The 26,383-nt window shown below is 41.2% G+C and carries 15 protein-coding genes and 1 tRNA gene; 4 read left to right on the top strand and 12 right to left on the bottom strand.

Going from position 1 to position 26,383, the window contains the following annotated elements:
• Positions 1-27: 27 nt before the first annotated feature.
• The 9 genes from LBYS_RS10585 to LBYS_RS10545 form a co-directional block, all read right to left on the bottom strand.
• Positions 28-1,437: a hypothetical protein gene (locus LBYS_RS10585; protein WP_013408872.1), complete on the bottom strand. Its 1,410-nt coding sequence runs from the start codon at positions 1,435-1,437 to the stop codon at positions 28-30.
• A gap of 6 nt (positions 1,438-1,443) precedes the next feature.
• Complete coding sequence (locus LBYS_RS10580) at positions 1,444-2,337, bottom strand: PKD domain-containing protein (protein WP_013408871.1); 894 nt, start codon at positions 2,335-2,337, stop codon at positions 1,444-1,446.
• Positions 2,334-3,392 carry an endo-1,4-beta-xylanase gene (locus LBYS_RS10575; protein ID WP_013408870.1) on the bottom strand — a complete coding sequence of 353 codons (1,059 nt, stop codon included), beginning with the start codon at positions 3,390-3,392 and terminating at the stop codon, positions 2,334-2,336. Before LBYS_RS10575 ends, LBYS_RS10580 begins: the two co-directional genes overlap by 4 nt.
• A 1-nt stretch (position 3,393) precedes the next feature.
• Complete coding sequence (locus LBYS_RS10570) at positions 3,394-4,950, bottom strand: RagB/SusD family nutrient uptake outer membrane protein (protein ID WP_013408869.1); 1,557 nt, start codon at positions 4,948-4,950, stop codon at positions 3,394-3,396.
• 3 nt (positions 4,951-4,953) lie between these two features.
• Positions 4,954-7,917, bottom strand: coding sequence for a SusC/RagA family TonB-linked outer membrane protein (locus tag LBYS_RS10565; protein WP_013408868.1), 2,964 nt, complete (start codon positions 7,915-7,917; stop codon positions 4,954-4,956).
• A gap of 122 nt (positions 7,918-8,039) precedes the next feature.
• Positions 8,040-11,909 carry a hybrid sensor histidine kinase/response regulator transcription factor gene (locus LBYS_RS10560; RefSeq protein ID WP_222836509.1) on the bottom strand — a complete coding sequence of 1,290 codons (3,870 nt, stop codon included), beginning with the start codon at positions 11,907-11,909 and terminating at the stop codon, positions 8,040-8,042.
• Positions 11,910-11,952: 43 nt separating this feature from the next.
• Positions 11,953-12,927: a hypothetical protein gene (locus tag LBYS_RS10555; protein ID WP_148225807.1), complete on the bottom strand. Its 975-nt coding sequence runs from the start codon at positions 12,925-12,927 to the stop codon at positions 11,953-11,955.
• Positions 12,928-12,941: 14 nt separating this feature from the next.
• A complete protein-coding gene (locus tag LBYS_RS10550; RefSeq protein WP_229310408.1) occupies positions 12,942-14,072 on the bottom strand; it encodes a parallel beta-helix domain-containing protein in 1,131 nt (376 codons plus the stop codon).
• A gap of 188 nt (positions 14,073-14,260) precedes the next feature.
• On the bottom strand, positions 14,261-15,448 hold the full coding sequence (locus LBYS_RS10545; protein ID WP_013408864.1) for an MFS transporter: 1,188 nt from the start codon (positions 15,446-15,448) through the stop codon (positions 14,261-14,263).
• A 287-nt stretch (positions 15,449-15,735) separates the two neighbouring features.
• Between LBYS_RS10545 and LBYS_RS18320 the strand changes: the two genes are divergently transcribed.
• Positions 15,736-16,329, top strand: coding sequence for a Tudor-knot domain-containing protein (locus LBYS_RS18320; RefSeq protein ID WP_013408863.1), 594 nt, complete (start codon positions 15,736-15,738; stop codon positions 16,327-16,329).
• 402 nt (positions 16,330-16,731) lie between these two features.
• Positions 16,732-18,150 (top strand): S41 family peptidase, encoded by a 1,419-nt coding sequence (locus tag LBYS_RS10530; RefSeq protein WP_013408862.1) that lies wholly within the window; start codon positions 16,732-16,734, stop codon positions 18,148-18,150.
• A gap of 497 nt (positions 18,151-18,647) precedes the next feature.
• Here LBYS_RS10530 and LBYS_RS10525 read toward each other — a convergent pair.
• From LBYS_RS10525 to ileS, 3 genes are all read right to left on the bottom strand, one after another.
• Positions 18,648-18,721, bottom strand: a tRNA-Asp gene (locus LBYS_RS10525).
• A 220-nt stretch (positions 18,722-18,941) separates the two neighbouring features.
• Positions 18,942-19,580, bottom strand: coding sequence for a hypothetical protein (locus LBYS_RS10520; protein ID WP_013408861.1), 639 nt, complete (start codon positions 19,578-19,580; stop codon positions 18,942-18,944).
• Positions 19,581-19,674: 94 nt separating this feature from the next.
• The gene (ileS, locus tag LBYS_RS10515; RefSeq protein ID WP_041823600.1) at positions 19,675-23,088 is read right to left on the bottom strand and encodes an isoleucine--tRNA ligase; all 3,414 of its coding nucleotides are present in this window, start codon (positions 23,086-23,088) and stop codon (positions 19,675-19,677) included.
• Between the two features lie 177 nt (positions 23,089-23,265).
• Between ileS and LBYS_RS10510 the strand changes: the two genes are divergently transcribed.
• Together LBYS_RS10510 and LBYS_RS10505 are read left to right on the top strand one after the other, a co-directional pair.
• Positions 23,266-25,128 carry a metallophosphoesterase gene (locus LBYS_RS10510; protein WP_013408859.1) on the top strand — a complete coding sequence of 621 codons (1,863 nt, stop codon included), beginning with the start codon at positions 23,266-23,268 and terminating at the stop codon, positions 25,126-25,128.
• Positions 25,129-25,165: 37 nt separating this feature from the next.
• A complete protein-coding gene (locus LBYS_RS10505) occupies positions 25,166-26,377 on the top strand; it encodes a 3-deoxy-D-manno-octulosonic acid transferase (protein ID WP_013408858.1) in 1,212 nt (403 codons plus the stop codon).
• Positions 26,378-26,383 lie beyond the last annotated feature (6 nt).

The raw sequence follows: 26,383 nt of genomic DNA, 5'->3' as shown, positions 1-26,383 counted from the left end.
TCCCCGTTTTATACGGGGATTTTGAATTTATAACTTCTGGGTTAGTTCATAAACGTGCCAGTTGATCTTTTTCATCTCTTCTAGTAGAGGAGTGTATGGAACAAACTCGCTATTAACAATGCCCTTGTTAGAATCTCTATTAGAAGGATCAGTGCTGAGGTCTTTTGGATCATTATCCTGATATGTGAACCAATGCCATCCCACACATGCCTTGCTTTTTAGGAGTTCTATTACAAAGTTTTGGTAAAAGTATCCTCGGTCTCTTTGAGTTGGTACATTCCATCCCGCTCCGGTTCTATTAGGTAGACCTGAATCTTCTCCTTTGGTATACCATTCCGTGATGATGAAAGGCTTTTGTGACCACTTTGTCCAGTTGGCCATGATCTCTTGTACCGGCTCCCACTTTCTGTAGTGGTTGATGGAAATTACATCCATGTATTTGCCTGCTACTTGGAAGATGACCGGATTACTCAATTCTTCTTTCTCTTGGTTGAATCTACAACCTAAATAAAGATGATTTGGATCTACTTTTTTTAGGGCAGAAACTACTTTTTTCATGTAAGTTTCAAAGTAGAAGGCATTAAATGCTTGTCGGTCATCATCAGTAATATCCTTAACGGAAGCGTTTTTCCCTCTTCTATTTTCCAGCCATTTCCTAGCCGCTTTGTATCCGTATTCATCATGTTTCAAATACTTTAGATGACGGTCTAGCGCATCGTTTTTCCATGGTAACTCATTGTCGGTGTAATACCCTAGAAGGTATTTGTCTTCTTTGTATTTGACTAAAGGAGCCATTGATTTCTCTACATATTGATCAAATTCCGGATCAAAAACCATGACGAGATCGTACCGGTAGCCTTGCCAACCAGCCATTTCATATTTTCCATTGAATCTTTTTAAATGATCCGCCTTATAGGAGCCCATAGGATTGACAATGATGGTGTAGACTAAAGAGGAATGGTTGTCTTTCAAAGCATCATGATCAGACCATGCTCCTGTGCCATTAAAGCCATTTTCCAATAGTAGTTCAGATTCTTTTATGGCCCATAAGTCTTTAGATCCGTATTTTTCTAACATGGATTTAGACTGAAGGGCAGAGCGGCCGGGTCTAAAAACGGCCACTCCTCTGTGGATATAAGGGTATCCTTCAGGATCTACTAACCAGAATCTATCTGCTTTTTTCTCAACCCGGAAGAAGCCGGTTCCATTAAAAGGTTGATCTATTTTCCAGCCTCCATAGAGAGAAACTTCCGGGTCTTTGTCCAATTGGAAAGGTAAACGATCCAAGGTTTTTGCCGTATATGTTTTCCATTCAGTGCTGTCAGCATTAGGTCTTGCCTGAACCGTCCGAAAGGAGCTTTGTGCCCAAAGTGAGGTAGCCATAAGGCATGGTAGGGCCATAAATAAGGCTCTCGCCTTAAGTGACAATTTCTTCATGTGTTCTTATTTTTTTTCTTCTACTTTCTCTGACATAAAGATGTGATCTACATAGAATACATAATTATCTATGGTTCTCACGTCTCCAGGGCTGCTTCTGAATAGGAAGAAGTCAGTAATTTGGTTGAGATTTAAAGTGGGATCCTTTGATAGGATATCCTTTACCGGTATAGAGAGCAAATGCCAGCTACCATCTCTTTTAAGTCCATATTCCTCACCTTTCGCTGTGAACTCCAAGATGGCATTTCCTCCATTTGCACTTCTAATACGTAGTAGGAAACTTGCCTGGCATTCCGTTTTCATAGCTATATTATAGAAACCGTCCTTAAATGCACTGATATTGATTTGCGAAGCATTTTTGGCTTGTAGTGCCGCCATAGCCCAGTCCGAATTTCCTGTAGGCGCGAACCTCAATGCTTCTACACCTTCTAGGGCATCTGTAATCCGGGTGGCGGGGAATTGGTTCATATCTATGGTTTGTATAGATGGCAGACCTGGAGTGATTTGGGGAGATTCAGTATATAAGCCATATGTCTTGCCGAAGTCGTATTCAGGAAGTTCCTTGCTTGGATCTTTTTCAACTTCTACATCAAATGATACACTGCCTTTTTGATTATCAATAAAAGTAATATTCAATGCGGCCTTATATGAGCCGCCTACAGGATATGTTACCGTAACTTCAGAGTCTGTCGATGAGGCCGGATTACCTCCAGGGAAGACCCAATTTCTGCGATGTACTTTGGTGGATAAGTCTCTGTACACTACACTTTCTCCGAACTTAATGGCGGAGACGGATTGAGTAGCTTCCAGTTTTCCAGGAGTAAACTGAGAATAATCTATGGCTTCGTCTTTTTCGCAAGCCAAGAAAATAAATGCGAGTAAGATATAAGCGTATTTCATTGTTTTATGCCGGATAATAGGCCTTTATAAGCCTGTTTTTCTTTATAATAATCGTCGAATAGTAGGGGATACTCTTTGTGGTGCCAGTCGGAACGCAACCAGGAATCCTTATCTGAGACTCCCCATAAACTGATTCCAAATTTTTGGGCTGCTGGAAGGGATTCAAATGATTCAGCAATATACTGATACATTTCAGCCTGCTTTATGGCCTCGTTTCCACTAAATTCATATCCCTCAGACTGTGCAGTATTAACTACAATATCTAATTCTGAAATATGAACCATTAATCCTGTGGATCCTAGATCTGCTAGTCCGGTTTTGATAGCGTTCTTGTCGGTTGTCACCTTATAGTGAAACTGATCTCCAATACCTTGTATGGGTACGCCTTCCTTTTGGAACCTGGTAATCATACGTTTGATTGCTGCTCTTTTATTAGATGCAGTTACTACGTTATAGTCATTGTAAAACAGTATAGCATCCGGGTCCATTTCATTGACATAGCGAAAGCATCTTCCATAGAATCCAATGGGATCTTTGAAGGTGGCGAAAACCGGACAGTCTGTAGACCGTAGGGTTCCGTTATCATTGAATATCTCGTTAGCTACGTCCCAGCTTACTACTTTACCTTTGTATCTAAGTGTAGTAGCTTGGATGTATTGTTTTACCGCAGATTCAAATGCTGCCGAATCATATTTTGCACTTTTGAACCATTGTGGCCATGAACGGTGCCATAACAGGGTATGTCCATGGACCTTTAGATCATTTGCAGAGGCAAAATTTATGATCTTATCTGCTCCGTCCCATTTGTATTGATTATGTCCGGCCCATATGGGTTCCATTTTCATTTCCCATTCAGCAGTCACTTGGCTGAAGTGGGTGGTTAAAGCGGAGGTATACGCACTTTCCGAAAAGAGTGAAGATTTGATGGCTGCGCCTATGGCATATTTGGCTTTGTCTTTAAGTACCTTGCTTTCAGGTAGTACGTTACTTCCACCTTTTTCATCACTACCACAGGCCACTACCAGCGTAGATAGCAGAATTAGTATTTTTCTCATCTTAGTATCCTTCGTTTTGTGGGAACGTTCTCATTAGGTCTATTTGCGACTGAGGAATAGGCATCCTTACCATATGTGGAGCCATAGGGTACACTGCTATATTAGTAGAGTTTGAGCCCATCTCATAGTATTTGTTTACGCGCTCTACGAGTAGACCTAGTCTTTTCAGTAAAAACCATCTTTCATTTTCGAATGCCAGTTCTCTAGCAGATTCCTCTAAGTAGGTATCTAAAGTGAAGTTAGTGAAAGGCTCTATACCTGCTCTGGCTCTGACTTGATTGATGTATTCAAGTGCAATGGGATCATTGGCGTTTTCTCCACTTAGTCTCCAATGTGCTTCGGCCCCGAGTAATAGGGTTTCAGCATAACGGTAATAAATGATGTCCTTGTAGCTATTGTTTGTACCCACCTTTTTTTCGGAATCGTGGTATTTTTTTAGACTCCAGTGATATCTTCTGAAATCATCTTCATACTTGTTTTCAGCTAAAGGCTGACCAAAATTCGGAGAAGCTGGGTTGTTGACAATCAGTTTAGTAGGGTAGTAGTAGGTGGAGAAGCGAAGGTCTTTAGACTCGTCATACAATGAGCGCAAATAACGGTTAGGGAAAGACCATCCTAATGCTTCTCCTCCATACTCTACAGAACGTATCATTTCATTGCTAGAAAGCTCATACACACGGCTGTTGAAAAAGCTACTAATCCACGTGGGTCCTCCTCCAGGAAGGTTATCATTTCCGCCGGTGATTTCATCTCTAACATATACAAATAAGGCTTCTTTGTGTTTGGCATTTTGGCCAAAAACTTCTGCTATCCTATCTTTTGGCAATAAATCATGGGTATTATCTTGAATAATGGCATCAAAGTGACTGGCCGCTTTATCCCATTTCTTCTGCCATAAAGCAGATTTACCAGCCAAATGGTGGGCAACTCCTTTACCATATCTGCCATATTCTACCGTCCAAGGCAAATGGGTAGTAGCAAATTCTAAATCAGCATCAATTAATTGAAAAACTTCAACAGGATCAGCAGGAATATATACTTTTTCTTCAAAAGCATTTTCTGGTGTAGTAGCAGTGGTATCCAAAAGGATATTATCATACATACGGATTAAATCGAAGTAGATCTCCGCGCGAATGATCCTTGCTTGTGCCAGGATTTGATTCCTTCTCGATTCTAGCATTTCAACCTTCGGTGCATTGCTAATGATAGCATTTGCTCTATCAATTAGTTGGTATCCCATAGTCCATTTTCTTGCAGGGTGTCCTTGTGGTGTATGATTTGGACCGTAAGGTGTATGCCAGGTTCTGTTAAGACCGAGGTCTGTGGCCACTATAAAGAAAGCGACCGACTTTAGTGGGTCTCCTTCACCTTCTGGCATATTGTAGTTTCTCATACGATTGTACAGGGCGTTTACACCGCTTTCTAGTCCATCGGGAGTATTGTAGATATAGTCTACTGATACTTGGGTGATAGGTTCTTCTCCTAGGAAACCTTCGCAAGAGATAAGCCCTGTCAGGGATAATATCGTTCCGATTAATATGTTTAACCTTTTCATCATTTTCTAAAAGTTAATTTGAATTCCGCCCACTACAGAAACTGCTTCAGGGTAATCATTAGGGTTTTTCTCCGGGCTATACGACTGGAAATCTGTCAAGGTGAAGAGATTGTGCCCGGTGGCATACACTCTTAGATTATTGATCTTCCATTTTGCCATATTAGGAAAGGTATATCCCAATGTCAGGGTATGAAGTCTTACATATGAGGCATCTTGAAGACCCAAAGTAGAGATATAGGTTCTATCATTTGACTCTTGTGGTCTGGGCCAGGTTCCTCCAGGATTTTCAGGTGTCCAGTAGTTTACCTTTATACCGTTTAATATACCTCTCAAAGAACCACCTGAGGAGTAGTCATATAGGAAAGCGTTATTTCGAATGGTTCCCTGAACGGTTACAATATCAGCAGAGAAATCTATTCCTTTAAACTTATTGGTAATATTAAAAGTGCCAAACCATTTCGGGTCTCTTTTAATAATTACGCGATCTTTATCGTTCAGAATACCATCACCGTTTACGTCTTTAATTTTGACATCACCCGGCTGGGCGGACGGTTGATGGCTGGCTACTATATTTTCACCTTGTTGCCAAATGCCGTCAGGTACATATTGGTAATAAACATCCTTTGGATAGCCTATAAACCAGCGGTTCCCCACATCATCTAGTTCATTTCCGAACTCGTCCTTTTCACCGTATAAGCTTAAGATCTTATTTCTATTTCTGGAGAAGGAAAGTGCCGTACTAAGTGTCCAGTCCTTTTTCTCTACAAGGATTCCATTCACACTAAGTTCGATACCCTGATTTTGCACTTCACCTACGTTTCTAAGCATTCGGGTATAACCTATATCTGCTTGTAAGGAAAGTTCAGCTAGGAGATCTTTGGTCCTGGTATTATAATATTCGACTGTACCTGAAAGACGTTCATTGAAGAAACCAAAGTCCAAAGCGGCATTCAGGGTAGTGGAGGTTTCCCATTTCAAATTAGGATTAGGTAGGTAGTCGCCTGGAACATAACCTATTCTTTTTACGTCATTGAATAGATAGTCTCTTTGCACTGCAGTGCTTAGGCTTCTATAAGTTCCTATGGCTTCGTTCCCTACGCTACCGTAGCTCAGACGAGCTTTGAGATTAGATAATTTTGGAACAAATTCCATAAAATCCTCTTCGTGTAAGTTCCATCCTAATGCCATAGCGGGGAACCAGGCCCATTTATTGTTGGCACCAAAGACAGTGGATCCATCAGCTCTTGCGGAGGCCGTTAAGTAATATCTGTGGTTGAAGTCGTACTGCAGACGGGCCACGAAGGATAACAATCCTCTGGAACTGGCAGACACGGTAGGAATGTTACTTTCAGCAGTGGGTAGCCCCCAGATGTCTAATAGGTCATTCGGGATATTGTTGGCACTGTTTCTAAAGCTAGTTCCTTGTTTCTTGCTCACACTTTGAACAAAAGTTCCCGCCAAATGATGCTTGCTTTGGATTTCGACTTGGTAGTTGATGATATTTTCAAGCTGCCACTCAGACTCATCTTCAAATTGCATAAATCCATTGCCCATTCCTCCTCTTCTGAATCCTAGAAGGGAATTAGCCGTAGAGTAGTTTAATGTTTTTCTGTTCCAAGATCTTCTACTGGCATTAAATCTGTAGGAAAATCCTTTCAAAGGAGTAATGTCCAAAAATACGTTCATGATGTCATTTCTGTCATTACGTGTATTTGAAACTTCTGCCAGATCCAAAAGGGGGTTTATGCTTTCCTGAACACCTGTAGGATAGATTCTATAGGTGCCGTCTTCGTTGTAGATTTTACCAAGAGGTGACGTAGTTACTGCACGAAGCAAGGTTTCACCGGTGCCCGGATTGTTGTTTTTCGAAAGTTGCCACGAGGTGTTAGCACCAAGTTTTAACCAGTGATTAATGTATTGGTCCACGTTAACGCGAATAGTACCTCTTTGGAAATCTGTGCCAGGAATAACCCCTTCTCTCAGGGAATAATTTAAGCCAGTGTATATTCTGGTTTTTCCTGTTCCTGTAGCAAAACTCAGGTTATGGTTTTGAGTACTAGCTTTTCTCAGAAGTTCATCTTCCCAATTGATGAATTCTTTATTGGCTAAGATTTCTTGTTCTATAGAAGTAAAGATTCTATCGTCAGGCAAATAATGATTATTGTTATCCGCTCTGTATGCTTCTCTTTTTAACTGAGCGAATTCCTCTCCGGAGTACACGTCGAAGTTTCTATTTACGGTCTGAATGCCATAGAAGCTATTGTAATCTATGGTAGTTTTTCCTTCTTTAGCTCTCTTGGTTGTGATCAGTATGACCCCATTGGATGCTCTAGCACCATATATGGCCTGGGCGGCGGCATCTTTGAGGATTTCTATGGAGGCTATGTCATTCGGGTTTACATCATTGATCCCTCCAATAGGAACTCCGTCAGCTATTACTATAGGAGCATTTCCTGCTGTAAGTGATCTGCTGCCTCTAATGAGTATGTTTGAAGAACTTCCCGGAGCGGCGTCACCTAAGGTGACGTACACTCCGGCTGCTTTTCCCCTAAGCATTTCCCCTAGATCATTGGTAGGTACTTTGTTTACACTTTCTGTGCTTACAGATACCACAGAACTAATAATGTCACTTTTCTTTTGTACACCGTATCCTACTACAACTACTTCATCTAATGAGGAGGGCGCAGCTTCTAAACTTACTTGAATTTTACTTTGATCACCCACATGGATTTCCTTCGGACTCATTCCCACAAAGGAAAAGACCAAGACAGATTGAGGTGAATTTACACGAATTTTGAAATCTCCGTCAATACCGGAAAGGGTGGCATTATTCGTGCCTTTTTCAAGGACGCTAACGCCGGGTAAACTTTCGCCGGAAGAGTCAGTAATACGTCCTGAAACTTCCCGACTTTGTGCATGAGCGTGTAATCCTATAAATAGGCACAGCCACAAGAGGTATGCTTGTTTCATATATTATTTAAGATTGAAATTAACCCCTTTTTGAGAGGAAGAGACAAAACTAGGAGGAGGTTGAAGAAAGCAAAAATTATGGTGTAACAAGGATACAGGGCATATGTAACATGTCTTGATTATCAGTGCTTTTTGTATTCTGAAGGAGGTGCCCCAAACATTTCTTTGAAGCTAATTCTGAAATGATCGGCATCTTCAAAGCCTACCAGAAACATGACTTCTTTCACGCTGATAGTATTTTCTTGTAGGATTTTGGCGGCCTTTTTTAGTCGAATATGTTTTACAAATTCCGCCGGAGTCATACCGGTTAAGGTTTTTAATTTTCTATGTAAATGCATTCTACTTAATCCCAGTTCCTTGCTCATGTCCTCAATTCTCCAATGGGGATCCGATATGTGTTTATCTACATATTCCCGTGTTCTATACAGAATTTTGTCATCTATACTATTTACTAAAGTTTCTCCCGGTTCCAAAGCTGTTTCAACTTGTAGTTGCAGTCTGATCACTTTACGTTGATGAAGGAGATTTTTAATACGTACCAGAAGGAGGTTAGGACTAAAGGGTTTAGTGATATAAGCATCTGCTCCTGTTTCATATCCTTCCTGCTTATAAGCTACCGTAGCTCTGGCCGTAAGCAATATGACGGGGATATGACTGGTTTTAGGGTCTGTTTTTAATTTCCCACAAAGTTCTATCCCATCCATTTGTGGCATCATAATATCACTGATGATAAGATCCGGACTGATTTCTTGAGCCATATTCCATCCTTCCATTCCATCAGTAGCCTCTCTAATTTGATAATAGGGTGATAAGATTTCCTTAATCATTTGCCTTATCTCTCTATTGTCTTCAACCAATAGCAGAATTTGTCTTTCGGCTGTTTTAGGTAAGGCTTCTTCCGGTAGTAGATCTGATGTTTCTTCAAGCAGGACTTCCGGAGCGTGTTCGGTGCCTTCTTGAAGGAAGGGGATTTCAATTTTAAAATGAGTATGGAAGACTTCATTTTTTTCTGATTGCTGTACGGATATTTGTCCTTGATGAAGTGTTACCATTCTTTTGCAGAGATCTAAGCCCCAACCGGTACCTTGAGGATTTTCTTTGGAGCGATTAGAATAGAATCTATGGAACAGATGATCCATATTTTCCAGCTTCTTACCGGTGTTTGAAATGGTTAATATCCAAGTTGTATCTTGGGAGTTCAAGCGTACATACACTTGTCCAAATTCAGGAGTAAATTTAAATGCATTAGAAAGTAGGTTTTGAAGGATCATCTCCATTTTTGCCGTATCAATGCAGGCATGAATAGGAGAAAGTTCGAAATGATAATCTATATGTTTGGCAATAGCTAGTGGTCGGAATGATAGGAGGATTTCTTTGAAGAATTCATCTAATGCTTCCTTCTTGAGGTATAATTCATCGCTCTGGCTTTCCTCAAATCTTCTAAGATTCAAAACCTGGGAGATCATTTCCATCATCTTTTTCCCATTTCTTTGGATGGAATGCAATGACTTACTCACATTTTCCGGTAAATCATTGTGATTCAATAATCTCTCTAAGGGAGTTAAGATCAAGGTTAAAGGAGTTCTTAGCTCATGAGAAATATCTGTAAAGAATTCCAAACGCCTTTCCATCATCTTTTGCTCCTTCTGTCTCCATAGCTCCTGCATCTTTCTTTGGTTGCGTTTTTTGGCTTCCCGTATCATCAAAGATATGATGGCCATACAGCTCAATGCATACATTATATATGCCCAATGGCTTCTCCACCATGGAGGTAATACTTGAATTTGAATAGAAGTGTGATCCTCTCCCCATATTCCGGCTTGAGAAGTGGCCTGGATCTTTAATTCGTGTTTCCCTATAGGAAGGTAGGTGAAATTGATAGATCTATGATTTCCTGTCTCTATCCATCCTTCGTCTAGTTTGTAACGGTATTGAACGCCTTCTGGATGTATAAAATGGATGCCAGCAAAGTCTATTACTACATTTCTTTGGTCGTAACTCAAGATCACAGTTTCTCCTAGTTTTGGACGGAATACCTCGGGACTTTTACCTGAGGTAGTTCTTATCTGGTCTATATGGACTTTAGGGAAATACAGCTCTTTGACTATGTTTTCAGGTCTAAAAGCATTAAATCCATTTATTCCTCCAAAAAAGAGGGTGCCGTCTTCACTTTTGAATGCACTTCCGGGATTAAATTGTAGACCTTGTAGCCCATGCACTTCAGTGAAGTCAGTAGATGTGAGAATTTTGTTATTATATTCAATTTTAGAAATTCCGGAGTTAGTGCTGATCCAAAGTCTATGGTCTTCATCTTCAAGTATAGCATTAATGGTATTTCCACTCAGACCTTTATCTTTCCCAAACCAATGTAAAGTTTGGTTCTCGATCATAAAGAGACCCGAACCTTGAGTTGCTAACCAGATTCTTTTTTGGTGGTCTTCTAAGATCCAGTTGATATACAAAAGCTCATTTTCATATCCTCGAATGATATTGCTGATATCCATCAGTTTGCGGTTTTTACGGTCCAGACATTTTAATCCTGCCCGGGTTCCAAGCCATAAATATCCCTTGCTGTCTTCATATATATATGATATTATATTCCCTATACCTGGAAGAGAGGTAAACTGCTGGGTTTTGGGATCAAAAATTTGAAGATCCCCGATATTCATACCTATCCAAAGTTGCCCATCTGCGTCATAATACAAGGCATGTACTTGGTTTTGGTTAAGTGAGTTCCTTTTAGGATCATGGAAGTAATGTCGAAATTGCAGGGTTTTAGCATTGAGATAATTGAGGCCATTATAGGTTCCAATCCATAGGTTCCCTTCTTTGTCTTTGGCTAAGGCTTTGATGATGCGGTTTGAAAGGCCATTTTCTGATACATCAGTAAAATGCTGAAAATTTCCGGTTTTAGGATCCAGAAGGTTAAGGCCTCTACCGGTTGAAACCCATATTTTACCCTCATTCGCCTGGACGAATCCATTAACGTCATTTTCGGAGAGACCATTAGGGATTCCTGGAAGTTGTCTGTAGTGTTTGAAAAGGTTGTTTTGTCTGTGGAAGTAATTTAAACCACCGCTATAGGTAGCTATCCAGTAACCTCCAAATTTATCTTTACAAATATCATGTATGCTTCCTCTGCTTAGTCCGTCAGGATCATTTATGGAATAGGAGAAGTTGGTGAAGGTGCCGGATTTTAGATTCGCAATATACATTCCGCCTAAAGTGGCGGCCATGATTGTTTCTTCCTCTACCAGTAGTTTTCTTACCTGATTGCTAATAACACCCTGGTCTTCTTTTGTCCAGTGGTCTGTAACATGATCTTTTATTCCATAAACTCCATCTGTTTCTGTAGCGATCCATAGCTTTCCCACTTTGTCTTCTTTTATGTCTCTGATTTCCAGGTTTTGTAAAAATGGTAGGGGCTGGAAACTTTCATTTTGATAAGTATAAATTCCAGATTTGGTCCCTAAGTAAATCCTTCCTGATTTGCTTTTGAATAGGGAGATGATATTATTAGCTTCAGAAGTAGGAAGTCGAAGTTGGGTGAGTTTTTTAGTAGGTAGGTCTACTACCGTAAGTCCGTTTGAGGTTCCTACCCATAGGGTTTTCTCGTCTTTCTGTAAGATGGACTTCACGTAAGCATTAGAAAGGCCTTTAGGGTCCGGAAGCCAGTGCATGAATTTACCCTCCTGGTAAAGGTTAAGGCCGTTAGCCGTACCTATCCAGATGTTTTTGCTTTCGTCTTCATATATGATGTTGATGTGATTATTCGAAAGATCTTGGGGGGATTGCGGCTTGTGTTTGAAGACCTGAAATTCATAGCCGTTGTAGAGATTAAGTCCCTCTCGGGTTCCTACCCATAAGCGACCGTCAGAGCCCTCTAGCAGGCACATGACAGAATTATAGGAGAGGCCATGACGCATATCTATTTTGCGAAATTGAGCAAAAAGGGAAGAGGTGCTCAAAAGCAAAAACAGTATCCAGCGCATCTTCATCTCGGTAAGGTTGAAGTGCAAAATAAGCAGAAAAAAACTAAAGTGAATTAATCCATGCCCTAATCAGGTCCACAGCTTCCTGGTGAACCGTAACTCTTCCCAGTTCCGGCATCATGACACCGGGATGAGTAGAATTCATTCGGTAGACCACTATAGATTCCTCACTGGAACCCGGTTTGATGTCAAATTTTAATCCACCGCCACCTAGACCCGCTGCCACAGGAGATTTCATCACTCCCAAGTGAAAATTGCGGGTTTCCTCTCTGTTATAGTGCAGTCCTGAGGTGGATGCAGGTCCGGTGGAACTGTGGCAATGCCCACAGTTGACGTCCAAATAGGATCTAGCCCTGTCTTCAAGGGGATAATTAGGATCAAAAGGAGGTACTAATTTTTTACCTGTAAATTGATCAGAATCTATTTTTCCTAGGGCTTTCCATCGGCTCAGTTGGTCAGCCAATTGTTTACCTTTAGGCCCTATGGGCTGCATTTCTCCGTCTCTTTGATGGCAGGAGCGGCACTGGGTTTTTTGAGGAACTACATAGTCTAATTTGACCGTGTCTTTATCGAAATAAGTGACAGGCACCGTTGCCCCTACATTCTTTAATAAAGCTTCAGTTTGTGCTTCGTTCCAAAGATAAGTGTAGGCTTCCCAGGTATTTTTGGTACGAATTAATAGTCGGGTCTCTATAATCTTCCTTTCTCCTTCTGGTTTTGAAAAGTCCAAAGGATAATAGAAGTTCTTCACCAGTATGGTTTCATTTGGGAACACGATAGGTTCATCCGGGTGCTCCGGTAGATGAGCCACACTGTCTTTGGGTATCTTTACAAAGCGTTTTTTAAAGGCATAGTCTGTAAAGAGTGAAGCAGTAGGCTCAAATTCCAAAAGTTCGTCATTAGGGGAGAGGAGCTTCATCTCACCTTTGAAAAGTTGGTAATCGGATAGTTTTGGGTACGGAAAGGTGGTATTTGCTTCCTCTTTGGTACACTGAAATAATAAAAGGCAAATAGCCATAAAAAAGCAAGATCTCATAACCAGCTAGCATCCGTTTTCATTTCCTTTTTGCCTTTAAACAGGTCTACATTTTTGTCCATTTTGATCCCCATCACATTACCATCTTCGGGGATGACCATACGGAAGAATCTTAGATCTTCCACTTTTTCGTCTATAAAGATCTGCATAGGATTTGTGGAATGATCTTTTCCTTTGGATTCATCTAAGATTCCGTCATATAGGATATCCGGTGCTTTCAGGCATTTTGCGGCAATCAGCTTGCCCCAATCTTTACTCAAATCAGGGAGGGCCACCGGGCGCTCATAGGTATTGTCATGAATAGAAATGGAGGAAGTGAAGGGAGTCCAACCGGGATGTGTAGGGATAGGAAGATCCGTAATATGGTAGCTGGCAATAGCTATACCCAGGGTTTTATGGTCTATGATCTTATTATTGAAAATCTCCACCTGATCTCCTGCTAAGACTATAACTCCACTTCCGGGAGGAATCATGGAGACCGGGTTTCCGTCCTGGAAGATTGCAAAATTCTCGTGGTTATTGTCTTTAATGAGATTATTAAATACTCTTGTTTTGCTTCCAAAAGCTTTTGGGAGGCCAGGGAGGTTAAAGATCAATATTCCTCCCGTGTTGTTTTCTGCGTGATTGTCGTAAACTTCCGCATTGTCAGAGTTTTCTATTTCTATACCGGCTACATTTTGGTGTACATAGTTATTACGCACTATGATGTTTTCGGATTGTCCTACATAGATTCCGGCATCTCTGGAATGGCTTACTTCGCAGTATTCTACGAGTACGTTTTTGCATTGAACGGGATAGATACCATAAGTGCCGTTTTCTGATTTTTTGCCATGTGTCCAGGTGGCATTTACTCTTCTGAAGGTGATGCCTTCGCAGTTTTGGGTTTTTAGGTTGTCACCCGGAGCGTCCGTAACGGTAAAATCTTCCAGAATGATATGGTTTCCGCTGATCTTCATTCCTTCTCCTCCCGTTTTCATCGTTTTGAATGAAAGTACGGTTTGAAACATCCCTGCGCCTTTTACAGTTACGTTATTGACTTTGTCTAGGATGAGTTGGCCGGGGAGTTCGAAGAAGCCTTCCGGGATGGTGATGGTAGATCCATCTTTGGCGTCGATGAATTGTTCCATTAATTTCTCGATTTGCTCTTCCGAGGCAACGGGGAGTTGGGAGACATCAAGAACCGTTGGTTTCTTTTTACAGGCTGTAAATAGGGTTAGAAGACAGAGGACTAGTATTCGCATGATTTTCAGGTAGGTTGATATACAAACATATAAACCTACCGTTGAAAATCAAGGAATTCTGGATGGAAATATTCTTACTTAATGACTTTAAGTCGGGTAACCATAACAGAAATCATGATTCCGTAAAGGGCTATTATGGCGTAGGAGAATCTCAGGTTAACCAGTTCTGAGATATAACCTATCATGGGAGGTCCAAGCAGGAATCCCAGGTAGCTGATGCTTGAGATAGCGGCCAGGGCTGCACTTGGAGAGATTTTGTTTTGTTGGCCTACTAAGCTGTAGACGTTTGGAATGTTTGTTGAAACCCCGAAGCCAACTAGTAGGAAGCCTATAGCGGCGGTAGGTACGTAAGGGAAGATGACGGCAAGCATGAATCCAAGAAGGATGATTAAGCCGTTCATTTGCATCACACGTTTCTTGCCCACTTTCGCCACGATCTTGTCGCCAAGAAACCTACCGGAAGTCATCATCAGCATAAAGCAGGCATAGCCAAGACTGATCCATGCCCCTTTGGCACCCACTATATCCTGGAAGTATACCCCTGACCAGTCGAACATGGCCCCTTCTACTGACATGGCGAAGAAGCCTATGATACCCAATTGAAGTATGAGGGGATCAGGTTTGAATGATCTTTTCTCCTTAACCGCTTGTTTCTTCGCACCGGTATCTTCCACTAGGAATTTAACGTTTGCATAGGTAGCTATGAAAGCGGTGGCTGAGATGATAGCGAAATGTTGAGTAGGGTTCAAATCGAATCCGGTCATCAACAAACCGATCAATGCACCAGCAAATCCGGCCAAACTCCATGCTCCGTGGAAGGATGACATGATGGGGCGGTGGTACATGCGTTCAGCGTTAACGCCTTGAGTGTTAACTGAAATATTACAGAAATTACCTGTTACGCCGAAGAGGAAAAGGGCAGCGGCTAATTGCCAAGAACTTGTACATAGGGACAACACCACCATGGCTAAAGAGTATAGAGGTAAAGCAAAATGCATGACCTTCTTACTACCGTATTTACCTACCACATAACCTGAAATGGGCATTGTGCACATTTGACCGGCAGGTAGGGCAAAGAGTATAGAACCCATAGCTCCATCTGAAAGGGCTAGGGCAGCTTTGATATCGGGAATTCTACTGGCCCATGAAGCAAAGCATAGACCTTGGAAAAAATAGAAGGCAGATACGGCCCAGCGAACTCTCACTTTTGTAGAGTGAATTTTGAGTGCCGGGACATCTGAATATGAAGTGTTTATTGCCATTTCCTCGCTTTTTCAATGCAAAATTAAGGAGCAGAGGAGGCAAAATGTTCCCGAGGATTCAGGTATTATGTAGAAATATAAGAAAGGTGAAAAATCTTATTGAAAAACTATAATTTTTAGTATAAGTACTTAATAATTAGGATATAAAAGTGGAAGTGGGAGAGGGCTTGAGGTAGAGAGATTTTTTTTAAAATTATAAGGAGAATTAAGTTCTAGTACTTTGATAATTTTAAGAAAATAGAAAATTTAGTATCTTCATCATTAAATATCCCTATAATGTTTTTAGAATGAGAGTTTTATTGTTTGTGCTATTGCTATGGCAAAAGGCTAATTTCAAAGAAGTATCAGGAGAGTGGGAGGTATGGATACCCGGAGCGGTAACCTATCTAGCAAAAGACGATGCGGTGTACCGGCAGTATACACCTGGTGCGGCCATGAACCGACTACAGGTTCGGGCAGATGGTAGTTATCAGTGGGGTGAGGTAAAAGGGAAGTTGAAAACGGTAAATCCCTGGTATGCGCAGGAAGGGGTGACTTATTATCGGGTGGAAGATAAGAGCAAGAATACCTATGATTTTTGGTATAAGAAGGAGACAGACCAGTTGATTTTCCTCTTTGGAGAGGTTGGTGGGCATGCTGCAACGGGATCTAGATGGGGAAGTACCAAAACAGAAACACCTAGTAAGACCTCTCCAGTAAGAAAGGAAACGAAAAGTAATGCCAAAGCGAAGTTCCAAGCGGGACAAACGGTAGAAATCCTTTGGTCAGGATCATGGTACAAAGGTAAAATATTAGAAGTTAAGGACGGAAAGTACAAGGTCCACTATGAGGGTTGGGGGAGCAGTTGGGACGAATGGGTGGAAGAAGAAAGGCTGAGGTGAGAAGTCTATAGAAAGATTTGGTTAGCTGCGGGAACCTTTCAAATAGTCTATTATAAAGTTCTGGTAGTCTGGTTTTGTCTTCGACAAGGCCGAATAGCTGAACTTATGCCTTTTCTTACTTGGATCATTTGAGCCCTTTAGGCATTATTCAAGATGATTTTTTCATTCCGATTTCTGTCTCTTACTTCACTTTAGGAATAGTATTCTTACTGTCAGGAGGATCAGCACATTTTCCAGCATTAGATTCAATGTACTAGCCCAAAACTGTATCACCCCCGAACACTGTTTGTATCATTTTCGAACATATTGTAGGATAGTCAAAATTGTAAGCTACTGATAATAAGAATAATATAATTTTGGCACAGATATTTCTTTTTTATAGTCAAACGATTTTCTACGACTATGAAAAAGCTGCTATTACTTATTTTACTAACTAAACAGGTTCTTGCACAGAGCTGCGATTGCACCCGCAACTTTGAATGGGTGAAAACCACTTTTGAACAGAACGATGCCGGATTTGAATACGCCTTGCTGATGAAAGGTAGGCAGGCGTATTTGGATCATAACCAGCGTATCGCTGAAAAAGTAAAATCCATCACAACTTTAACTGAATGTACTCCAGTATTATATGAATGGCTGCAATTCTTTAGGTCAGGCCATATTTCTATCCGAATTACCCTTTCCACATCCAGTGCTCCTGCACCAGAACAGGATTTTTCATCATGGGAAAAGGTATCTGTGAATGAAAAGGAGTTTAAGGAGTACCTCAAAATGAAGAAAGAAGCGGATTTTGAAGGTATTTGGTATACTGAACCCTATACCATAGGAATTAAAAGAATGGAAGAGGAATATGTAGGCTTTATCCTGGAATCTGGCACTCCAACCTGGACAAAGGGTCAGGTAAAGTTAAGATTCTCCGTACACCCTGATAAAGCGGTTTTCTATATGAGAGATCACTCGGCAGTACATGCAGATAATTTCCACCTGGAAGGGAAGAATACGCTGAGAATAGGAACTTTCACCTTAAAACGTAAGTATCCTGAGTTTAGAGACGAGCCCGCGTTGGAACAATATTTTAGGTCTATGTCGGCCGCATTACCTTTCATGGAGTACTTGAATCCCAAAACCTTGTACTTCCGAATTCCTTCTTTCAGTTATGAGTATAAGTCAGCCATTGATTCTGTACTAAATGCAAACAAAAGTAAGATTCTGCAGACAGAAAATCTGATCATAGACATTAGAAACGGAACAGGAGGGAGCGATGTGAGCTACAAGGGAATCCTCCCATACTTGTACACCAATCCTATACGTAGTATGGGAGTTGAATTCTTATCTACACCTTTGAATAACCAGCGGATGTTAGATTTTATCTCTAAACCGGAATACGGATTCGATGAAGAAGGAAAGAAATGGGCGAAGGAGTCTTACGACAAGCTACAGGCCGACTTAGGTAAATTCGTCAGTTTGATGGATCCGGTTATGGTGGATAAGAGAGATACCGTTTATTCTTATCCAAAACAGGTGGGGATTATCATCAACCATGAAAACGGAAGCACGGACGAGCAGTTTCTGCTTGCCGCTAAGCAAAGCAAGAAGGTGAAGCTATTTGGTACTACCACCTTTGGGGTTTTAGATATTTCTAATATGTATTTTGTGCCATCTCCTTGCGGTGAGTTTGAATTGGGGTATGCCTTGTCCAGAAGCAGAAGAATTCCCGACTTTGCCATTGACGGAAAAGGCATACAGCCGGATTACTATTTAGATAAAAGCATTCCTGATTCCAGATGGACCACTTATGTATCCCAGATACTTAATGAATGAGCACTTCGGTGCTCATTTTTTTTGCTCAAATGCTTGGAAATATGCCAGATTTTTGCTAAATTTCTTATATAAACAGTATCGAAGCAACTTCTTCACAAGAGAGCCTAAAAGGCGCAGGTGGGCGAATTATCTCAATGTAGTAAGTGATATCTCCTCTTTATTTTGATAAAGGATAAAGGAAATTTGTATAGAAATTATGCACCAGGCTTCAAAATGAATTCGGTATTAAGGTCTAGTGATAACTTTCAGAGGCTTCAAAAGAGGAGAATGATCATCCTTCACGTTCCATTTTTTTACTTACAAAGCAAACTCAAATCCACTGCTAAGAATCTGATACGATAAAATCAGGAAGTTTTAAATCAAATAGAGGAAGGAAACTTTCAAAAGTCAGATAAATCTAATATCTACTAACTCACCCATTACTCCCAAGGTTCAGTCTTTGACCCAGGGAAGGAGGCCATAAAACAAAAAAAGCTCTCATTTCTGAGAGCTTTTTGCGGTCCGGACGGGGCTCGAACCCGCGACCCCATGCGTGACAGGCATGTATTCTAACCAACTGAACTACCGGACCTCTTAACTTTCGCTTTGTCTTACTGACTCCGTTTCCGTTTTGGTGGTGCAAAGATAGAACGCGGATTTTACAATGCAAAACATCTGCGAAAAATTTCTGAAGATTTTTTTAGGGAATTTTACTAAGTGTTTTGTCGCCAATATTTTACGTCAAAAAAAAATTTTCAACTTTTTTTTACCAGAAAGCCGTTACTACTAAGTTAGACAAAAATTTACCCAAATCAGCCTTGTAGAGGTCTAGAGGGAATTTTTGTGACGGTAATGACTAAGGTCAAAATCCCAAGAAACACGAATCCCCCCATGAAGAGGAAAAAGCCCATGTGAGTATTGAAGTATACCTTGTTTAAGATAGTGCCCCAGAAATAGACCAGTCCTAAGTACATCCAGTTCTTATGATAGATCTCTGCGTTTTTGTCAGGTGTTCTATATGTAAATTCTCTCGGCAAAAGCAGTACTTGTAAGTTTCGTATATCCCATATGAGAAGAAATATAATTCCAAGCAGCATTAGGCCAGTTATAATAGGCGTTCCTGCGAAATCATAGGAAAGGGTAATCACAAAGATGTTTGCAGCGATGGGGAGCCCGTAAACAGCGCCTAACAAACTGAATCTTTGGGTAAGCAGTAGGCCGCCAATGAGCAACTGAGACCAACCTATAAAATTCCAGTAGATACCCGACTGGTAAAAGGTCTCAAACATGTGCCAAGCAGAATTTATAGGAGCGTTGATGCCATCCACACTAGTGAAGCGCTCGCTTTGGATCTTAACGATACTGGCATATACCCAAGCAAAGCCTATGAGGTATCTGAGGTATATTACAAAGATTTGTAGAATCTTGAAGCGCTTAAGTTTTTCTAGCATGGGTTTTAGTAAAACCCTAATTTACTAGATTACCTATTTGTTTGGGTTCGTAGGGAAGAAAAAAAGCCCGAGTTATACCCGGGCTTTGAGGATCTTATTTGGCTACTTCTATCCTCACCAGGATTTCTTCTTCATCGAAGTCTATCTTTTGGGCACCCTCTACTTCTGCTTGAACTTCTAATTTCAAGGCTTGTACTTCTGTAGAGATGTAATCCTTATGCTTTAATACTGCTGCTGTGATCTCCGCATTTGTATCCTGAAGGCAGATATGAATCTTATCTGTCACTTCAAATCCGCTATCCTTACGTAAGTTTTGGATTCTATTGACAAAATCTCTGGAGATACCTTCCTGACGAAGTTCATCTGTTACATGGATATCAAGTGCAACGGTTAAGCCACCTTCTACGGCCAATAACCAGCCCGGAATATCTTCTGTAAGCACTTCTACGTCTGCTAGGGCTATTTCAAATCCACCGATATTAGCTTGGCCTTCAATTTCCAGCTTTTTAAGTTCTTCCGCGCTCATTCCGTTGATTGCTTCAGAAACGGCTTTCATGTCCTTGCCAAACTTAGGTCCTAAGGCTTTAAAATTAGGTTTTACTTTCTTCTTCAAGATGCCGGAGTCGTCAGTAATAAACTCTACTTCTTTGATGTTAACCTCGCTTAGGATGATGTGCGCTATACTTTCGATCTCCTCCTTCACTTTGGCATTTAAAGCAGGAATTAAGATCTTCTGCAAAGGTTGACGCACCTTTAATCCGCTCTTCTTGCGTAAGGCATGAACCATAGAACAGATTTTTTGAGCTAAAGCCATAGCTTCTTCCAAAGACTCATCTACCCAGGCAGGTTCATAAGTGTGCCAATCTGTGAAGTGGATAGATTCGTGCTTGAATGGAGTGTTTCTCTCCATAGATTCTTGACGAACACTAGCTGTTAGGTTTCTGTAGAGCCAATCTGCATAGAATGGAGCTATAGGAGCCATCAATTGAGCTACTGCACAGAGGGCATGTTGTAGGGTTTGATATGCAGCCCTCTTATCATCTGTCATTTCTCCTTGCCAGAAACGACGACGGTTCAAGCGCACGTACCAGTTGGATAGGTCATCATTCACGAAGTCTTGAATCAATCTGCCCGCTTTAGTAGGGTTATAATTGTCAAATTCTTCGGTAACTTCTTTCACTAAGGTATAGATCTTAGAAACTATCCAACGGTCCATTTGAGTCAGGGCCTCTTTTGGGACCCTATCAAATTGTTCGATGGTGTAGTTGTCTAAATTAGCATACAAGGCAAAGAAGTTATAAGTATTCGTCAAGGTACCAAAGAGCTTTCTTTGAACTTCCTGAACCCCGTCTAAGTTGAATCGAAGGTTATCCCAAGGTTCCGCATTCGTGATCATGTACCAGCGGGTAGGGTCAGCTCCGTATTTCGCTAGGGTGTCAAATGGATCAATGCCGTTACCTAGTCGCTTAGACATTTTATTTCCATTTTTGTCCAAAACCAAGCCGGTTGAAACCACGTTTTTAAACGCTACTGAGTCAAAAAGCATACCTGCAATAGCGTGCAAGGTGAAGAACCAGCCTCTGGTTTGATCCACACCTTCAGAGATGAAATCTGCAGGGAATGCTTTGTCAAATACCTCTTGATTTTCGAATGGGTAGTGCCATTGTGCATAAGGCATAGCACCGGAATCAAACCATACGTCTATCAAATCTGCTTCTCTGTACATCACTTGGCCGGAAGCTGAAACCAAATAGATCTCATCTACATACGGACGGTGTAAGTCTAAGCTGTCTTTATCTTCTGCTGCTTTTAGGAAGGCAGCGTTTTTCTCTTTTTGTTCAGCTGTAAGAGCATCTGAGTTTTGAGCATTCTGCACGGAGCGAATCAATTCGTCAATGCTACCTATGCATACTTCATCGTCTTCACTCTTCCAGATAGGTAGTGGAGTTCCCCAGTATCTACTTCTACTTAGGTTCCAGTCCACGAGGTTTTCTAGCCAGTTGCCAAATCTACCGGTACCTGTACTTTCCGGTTGCCAGTTGATCGTCTTGTTCAACTGTGCCAATTTCTCCTTAACGGCGGTGGTACGAATAAACCAGGAGTCTAAAGGATAGTAAAGTACCGGCTTATCCGTTCTCCAGCAGTGTGGGTAGGAGTGGTCGTATTTTTGAACATTGAACGCTTTGTTCTCTGTTTTTAATTTGATTGCTATTCGTTCGTCAACGGAAAGGTATTTGTCTCTCCCTTGTTTGATGCGTTCTTCTTCTAATTCTGCTTCGGTATAATAGGCTTCTTTGACGTATTCCAAAGCAAAGTCTGTCACCTCTTTCACGAATCTACCTTTACGGTCTACCAGTGGAGCTTCCTTGCCATTTTCATCTTCTACTAGAATGGCAGGTATGCCGTGTTGAGCGGCTACTCTATAGTCATCAGCACCAAAGGTGGGAGCCGTATGTACTATACCTGTACCGTCTTCTGTGGTTACAAAATCTCCTATGATCACACGGAAGGCAGCAGATTTTGGTTGGACGTAAGGCATCAATTGTTCATACTCAATGCCTTCTAAAGCTTCTCCTTTCCAGTAGCCCAGCACTTTCCATGGTAGCGCTTTTTTGTCATATTCTTCGAAATCTCCGTCCTTTCCTTTTTCATTAAAGTATTTACCGATCAAATCTTTAGCTAGGATTACATTTACCGGTAGGAAAGTGTAAGGATTAAGGGTTTTAACGAGGACGTATTCTATATTCTTACCTATAGTCAAAGCGGAGTTTGAAGGCAATGTCCATGGAGTAGTGGTCCATGCTAAGAAGAATACGTTGTTTTCTCCTGCGGCATCGATCAAGAATTGAGATTTCTCGTTCTGCTTAACTTTGAATTGGGCGGTCAAAGAAGTGTCTTTTACGTCCTTGTAGGTGCCGGGCATGTTAAGTTCATGAGAACTTAGACCGGTGCCAGCTGCCGGAGAATAAGGCTGAATGGTGTATCCTTTGTAAAGTAGGCCTTTATCGTGAAGTTTTTTTAGAAGGTTCCAAACAGACTCTATGTACTTACTTTCATAGGTGATATAAGGATTATCCATATCCACCCAGTAGCCCATCTTATCTGTCATGTCTCTCCAGATACCGGTGAAACGCATCACCGCTTCTCTACACTTGCGGTTATACTCTTCTACGCTGATCTTTTTACCTATATCTTCTTTGGTGATGCCAAGTTCTTTCTCTACCTGTAATTCTACAGGGAGACCATGGGTATCCCAACCTGCCTTACGGTTTACTTGGTATCCGCGTAGGGTTTTGTATCTACAAAAGATATCCTTGATGGTTCTGGCCATCACGTGGTGAATCCCAGGAGTACCGTTTGCGGAAGGAGGTCCTTCGTAAAAAGTAAAGGTGGGAGCGCCTTCCCTAACTTCAATAGACTTTTCGAAGATCTTATTTTCCTTCCAAAAGCGTAGCATCTCATCCGCAATGGCGGCGTAGTTTACTGATTTATACTCTGGGTATTTCATACTTTCCTCTCCTAAAAAAATTGGCTGCAAAGTTACGATTTTTTGATGAATGGTATAGGAGAAATTTGAATTTCAGAAGGAAATCACCTGTATTTCCTTCGTTTTTTATCATCCTATCGCAGGAAGGATAGTCTGAATCATGTGGATGTACGTAGTATAGTTGTTATCTCTTTGATTATGAAAAAATTGACCCTATGGCTTTTATCCTTCTCTGCTAGTGCGCAGACAGGTACTTTTTTGGTGCATCCGTATCTTCAACACGGCACTACAACTGAAATGCGTATTTTGTGGGAGACCACTGCTCCGGCCAGTACTATGGTTAGGTATGGTGTGCCCGAGTGGCATACAGATACACCTCGATTAGATCAGATGAAGAAAATTGAGGGGTTTAGAACCATGCATGAAGTACATTTGAAAGGTTTGGAGGTAGAAAGCCCTTATTTGTATCAGGTAATATCCGTTTTTCCGTCCGGAGATACGCTAAAGAGTGAGATTCGCACATTCAAAACGGCGGTGAAGGAAGATCAGCCCTTCAGCTTTGTGGTATTTTCAGATTCACAAAGCAATCCTCAAGTTTGGAAAAAGATCTCAGAAGGTGGTTGGAAGGAGCGACCGGACTTTGGTTTGCATGCTGGAGACCTTGTAGGGCTGGGGTATTTGAAAGACGACTGGGTATCAGAATTTTTTGCCCCATCCAGAATATTTATGAGTAGGGTTCCCCTCTTTTCAGTTCCTGGAAATCACGAACATGATGCAGCGTATTACTATATGTACATGTCAAATCCTGAGCCGGAGTACAGATATACCTTTGATTATGGAAATGCCCGGTATTTTATGGTGGATTCTAACAGACCTCTGCATAAGGGTTCTGAACAGTATTCTTGGTTAGAAGAGCAACTGGCCTTGAGTAAGAAGACATGGAATTTTGTAGTACATCACCATCCGCCTTATTCTTCTGAGGAGAATGATTTTGGAGATACGCATGTGGAGCAGTCATTATTCGGTGATCCGGACCTAAAAGATGTGGTTCATTTGTATGAGAAATATCAGGTGGACATGGTCTTCTATGGTCATATACATACTTATGAAAGGACATGGCCCATATTTCAGAATAGAGTAAATGAAGAAAAGGGGGTGATCTATATTAATACGGGAGGTGCAGGTGGAGGCCTAGAAAAAGCAGCACCTTACAGGGTATGGTTTACCCAAAAGGTTAGGACTACCCATCATTTTTGCTACGTAACAGTAAATGAAAGACAATTGAATTTCCAAGCCATAGATGAAAACGGTCAGCTTTTTGATCAGTTTACATTAAAGAAAGGCAAGGTGAGAATGGTTCAATTCCCGGAACCACCAGCTCCCGTGATTATTACGAAGGAGAGAGTGTTTGAAAAGGAGTTGAATTTGAAGCTAAGACCCGTTTTTGAGCATTTGGAAATAAGATATACTGTTGATGGTTCAGAACCTACGAAGAGGTCATCCTTATACAAGGATGGTATAAAGTTGGACCAAACATTAAAATTAAAAATAGCCAGCTTTTCCGGAAACCTTAGAAGTCCAATAGTGGAGGTGGATGTGGTAAAGGAGAAAGCCTGTGAGCCAGTTGCAGGCCCGTTTCAGTCGGGTTTGAATTACACCTATTTTACCTCTCAGAGGGCGAGGCGTTTGCCATTTGATCAATATGAGCGAAAGTTAGAGGGTAGAGGGGTAGTGAGTATGCTAGATCCGGATGAAGTTCCACATAGAAAAGAGTTTTATGGGGTGGTATTTGAAGGTTTTTTGGAGGTAAAAGAAGACGGGGTATATACTTTCTCTGGTAAAGCAGATGATAAATTGAGGTTATGGGTGCAGGATAAGTTGCTGATCAATGAAGACCGGGAAGAAATTAATTTGGAAGGTCAAATACTATTAAAGTCAGGTCATCATCCTATTAAAGTGGAGTATTTTAATGAGAGGGACTGGACGTTTTTGGAATTGAGTATAGAAGGTCCTGGATTATCTAGGCAGAGTATTTCTCCTTTTATGCTTAAGAGAAAGTAAAGAATCTTTTAACTTTACTCCCAAAATTATCAGTAAGTTGAAAACCCTGTATAGTACGGCCATGCGCGTAGCTTTGAGCCTTTTTCCATTGGCCAAAGGATGGAAGGGCAAAGCCGGATTATTGGTTAATGCGCAATTGAACTTTGAAGAAACCCTTTCCAAACTAAGTGCCTGGAGGGATAGCTGTGAGCATGTCATCTGGTTTCATTGCGCTTCTTTAGGTGAGTTTGAGCAGGGTAGGCCGGTTTTAGAGGAGTATAAGAAATTACATTCGGACTATAAGGTATTATTAACCTTCTTTTCTCCTTCGGGATACGAAGTCAGGAAGAATTATGCGGGTGCGGATTTTATCTGTTATGTGCCTTGGGATGTTCCAGGGAGGGCTAGGGCTTTTGTGAAGGCTGCGAGGGCGGAGAAAGTGGTCATTGTGAAATATGAATTTTGGCCTAATCTAATCCATGAAATTAAAGCCTCAGGGGCGGAGCTTATTGGGATTTCTGTGATTTTGAGAGAAAATCAAGCTTTTTTCAAGCCTTGGGGAGGATATTTGAGAGATGTTCTATTTGCATTTGATCAACTTTTCGTGCAAAATCAAAAGACCGTAGATCTATTAGAGAAAATAGGGTATCGAGACTATACATTAGCGGGAGATACCCGTTTTGACCGGGTAATAGCCACGGCAAAAGTTGGAGAAGAAATAAAGGGGCTAAGTACATTTTTAGAGGGTAAAAAGGTGCTGGTGGCCGGATCAGTATGGCCAGAAGATATGGAGGTTTTGATCCCCTTTATGCGGAATCATCCGGAGATGAAGTTTATTGTGGCACCACACGATATTAAGTCAGACCAGATCCAAAAATGGAGATCCATGACCGGGGGGATTTTATATTCTCAGTTTGATCCTCAATCTAAAGAGCAAGTTTTGTACATAGATAATGTGGGTATCTTGTCCAAATTATATAAGTATGGCCAATACGCTTGGGTGGGAGGGGCTTATAGAACAGGATTGCATAATACACTCGAGCCTGTAGTGTTTGGTGTGCCTGTCTTTTTTGGAAATAAAAAATACAAGAAATTTCAAGAGGCTTTGGATCTATTAGAGCTTGGTGTAGCCTATGCCATAGCTGAGAACTTAGAAGAGGTTTTTCTGCAGCTTGATCCTTTGGCTATAAAAACAAAAGCCCAAACGTACGTTAGGGCTAATGCGGGTGCTACTGAAAAAATCTTAAGATATTTAGAGCCTCTCCCTTAAGAGAGA

The organism is Leadbetterella byssophila DSM 17132, assembly GCF_000166395.1.
GTDB lineage: Bacteria > Bacteroidota > Bacteroidia > Cytophagales > Spirosomataceae > Leadbetterella > Leadbetterella byssophila.
Note: the sequence above shows the minus strand (reverse complement) of the source record. Positions and strands in the feature narration are given on the sequence as shown.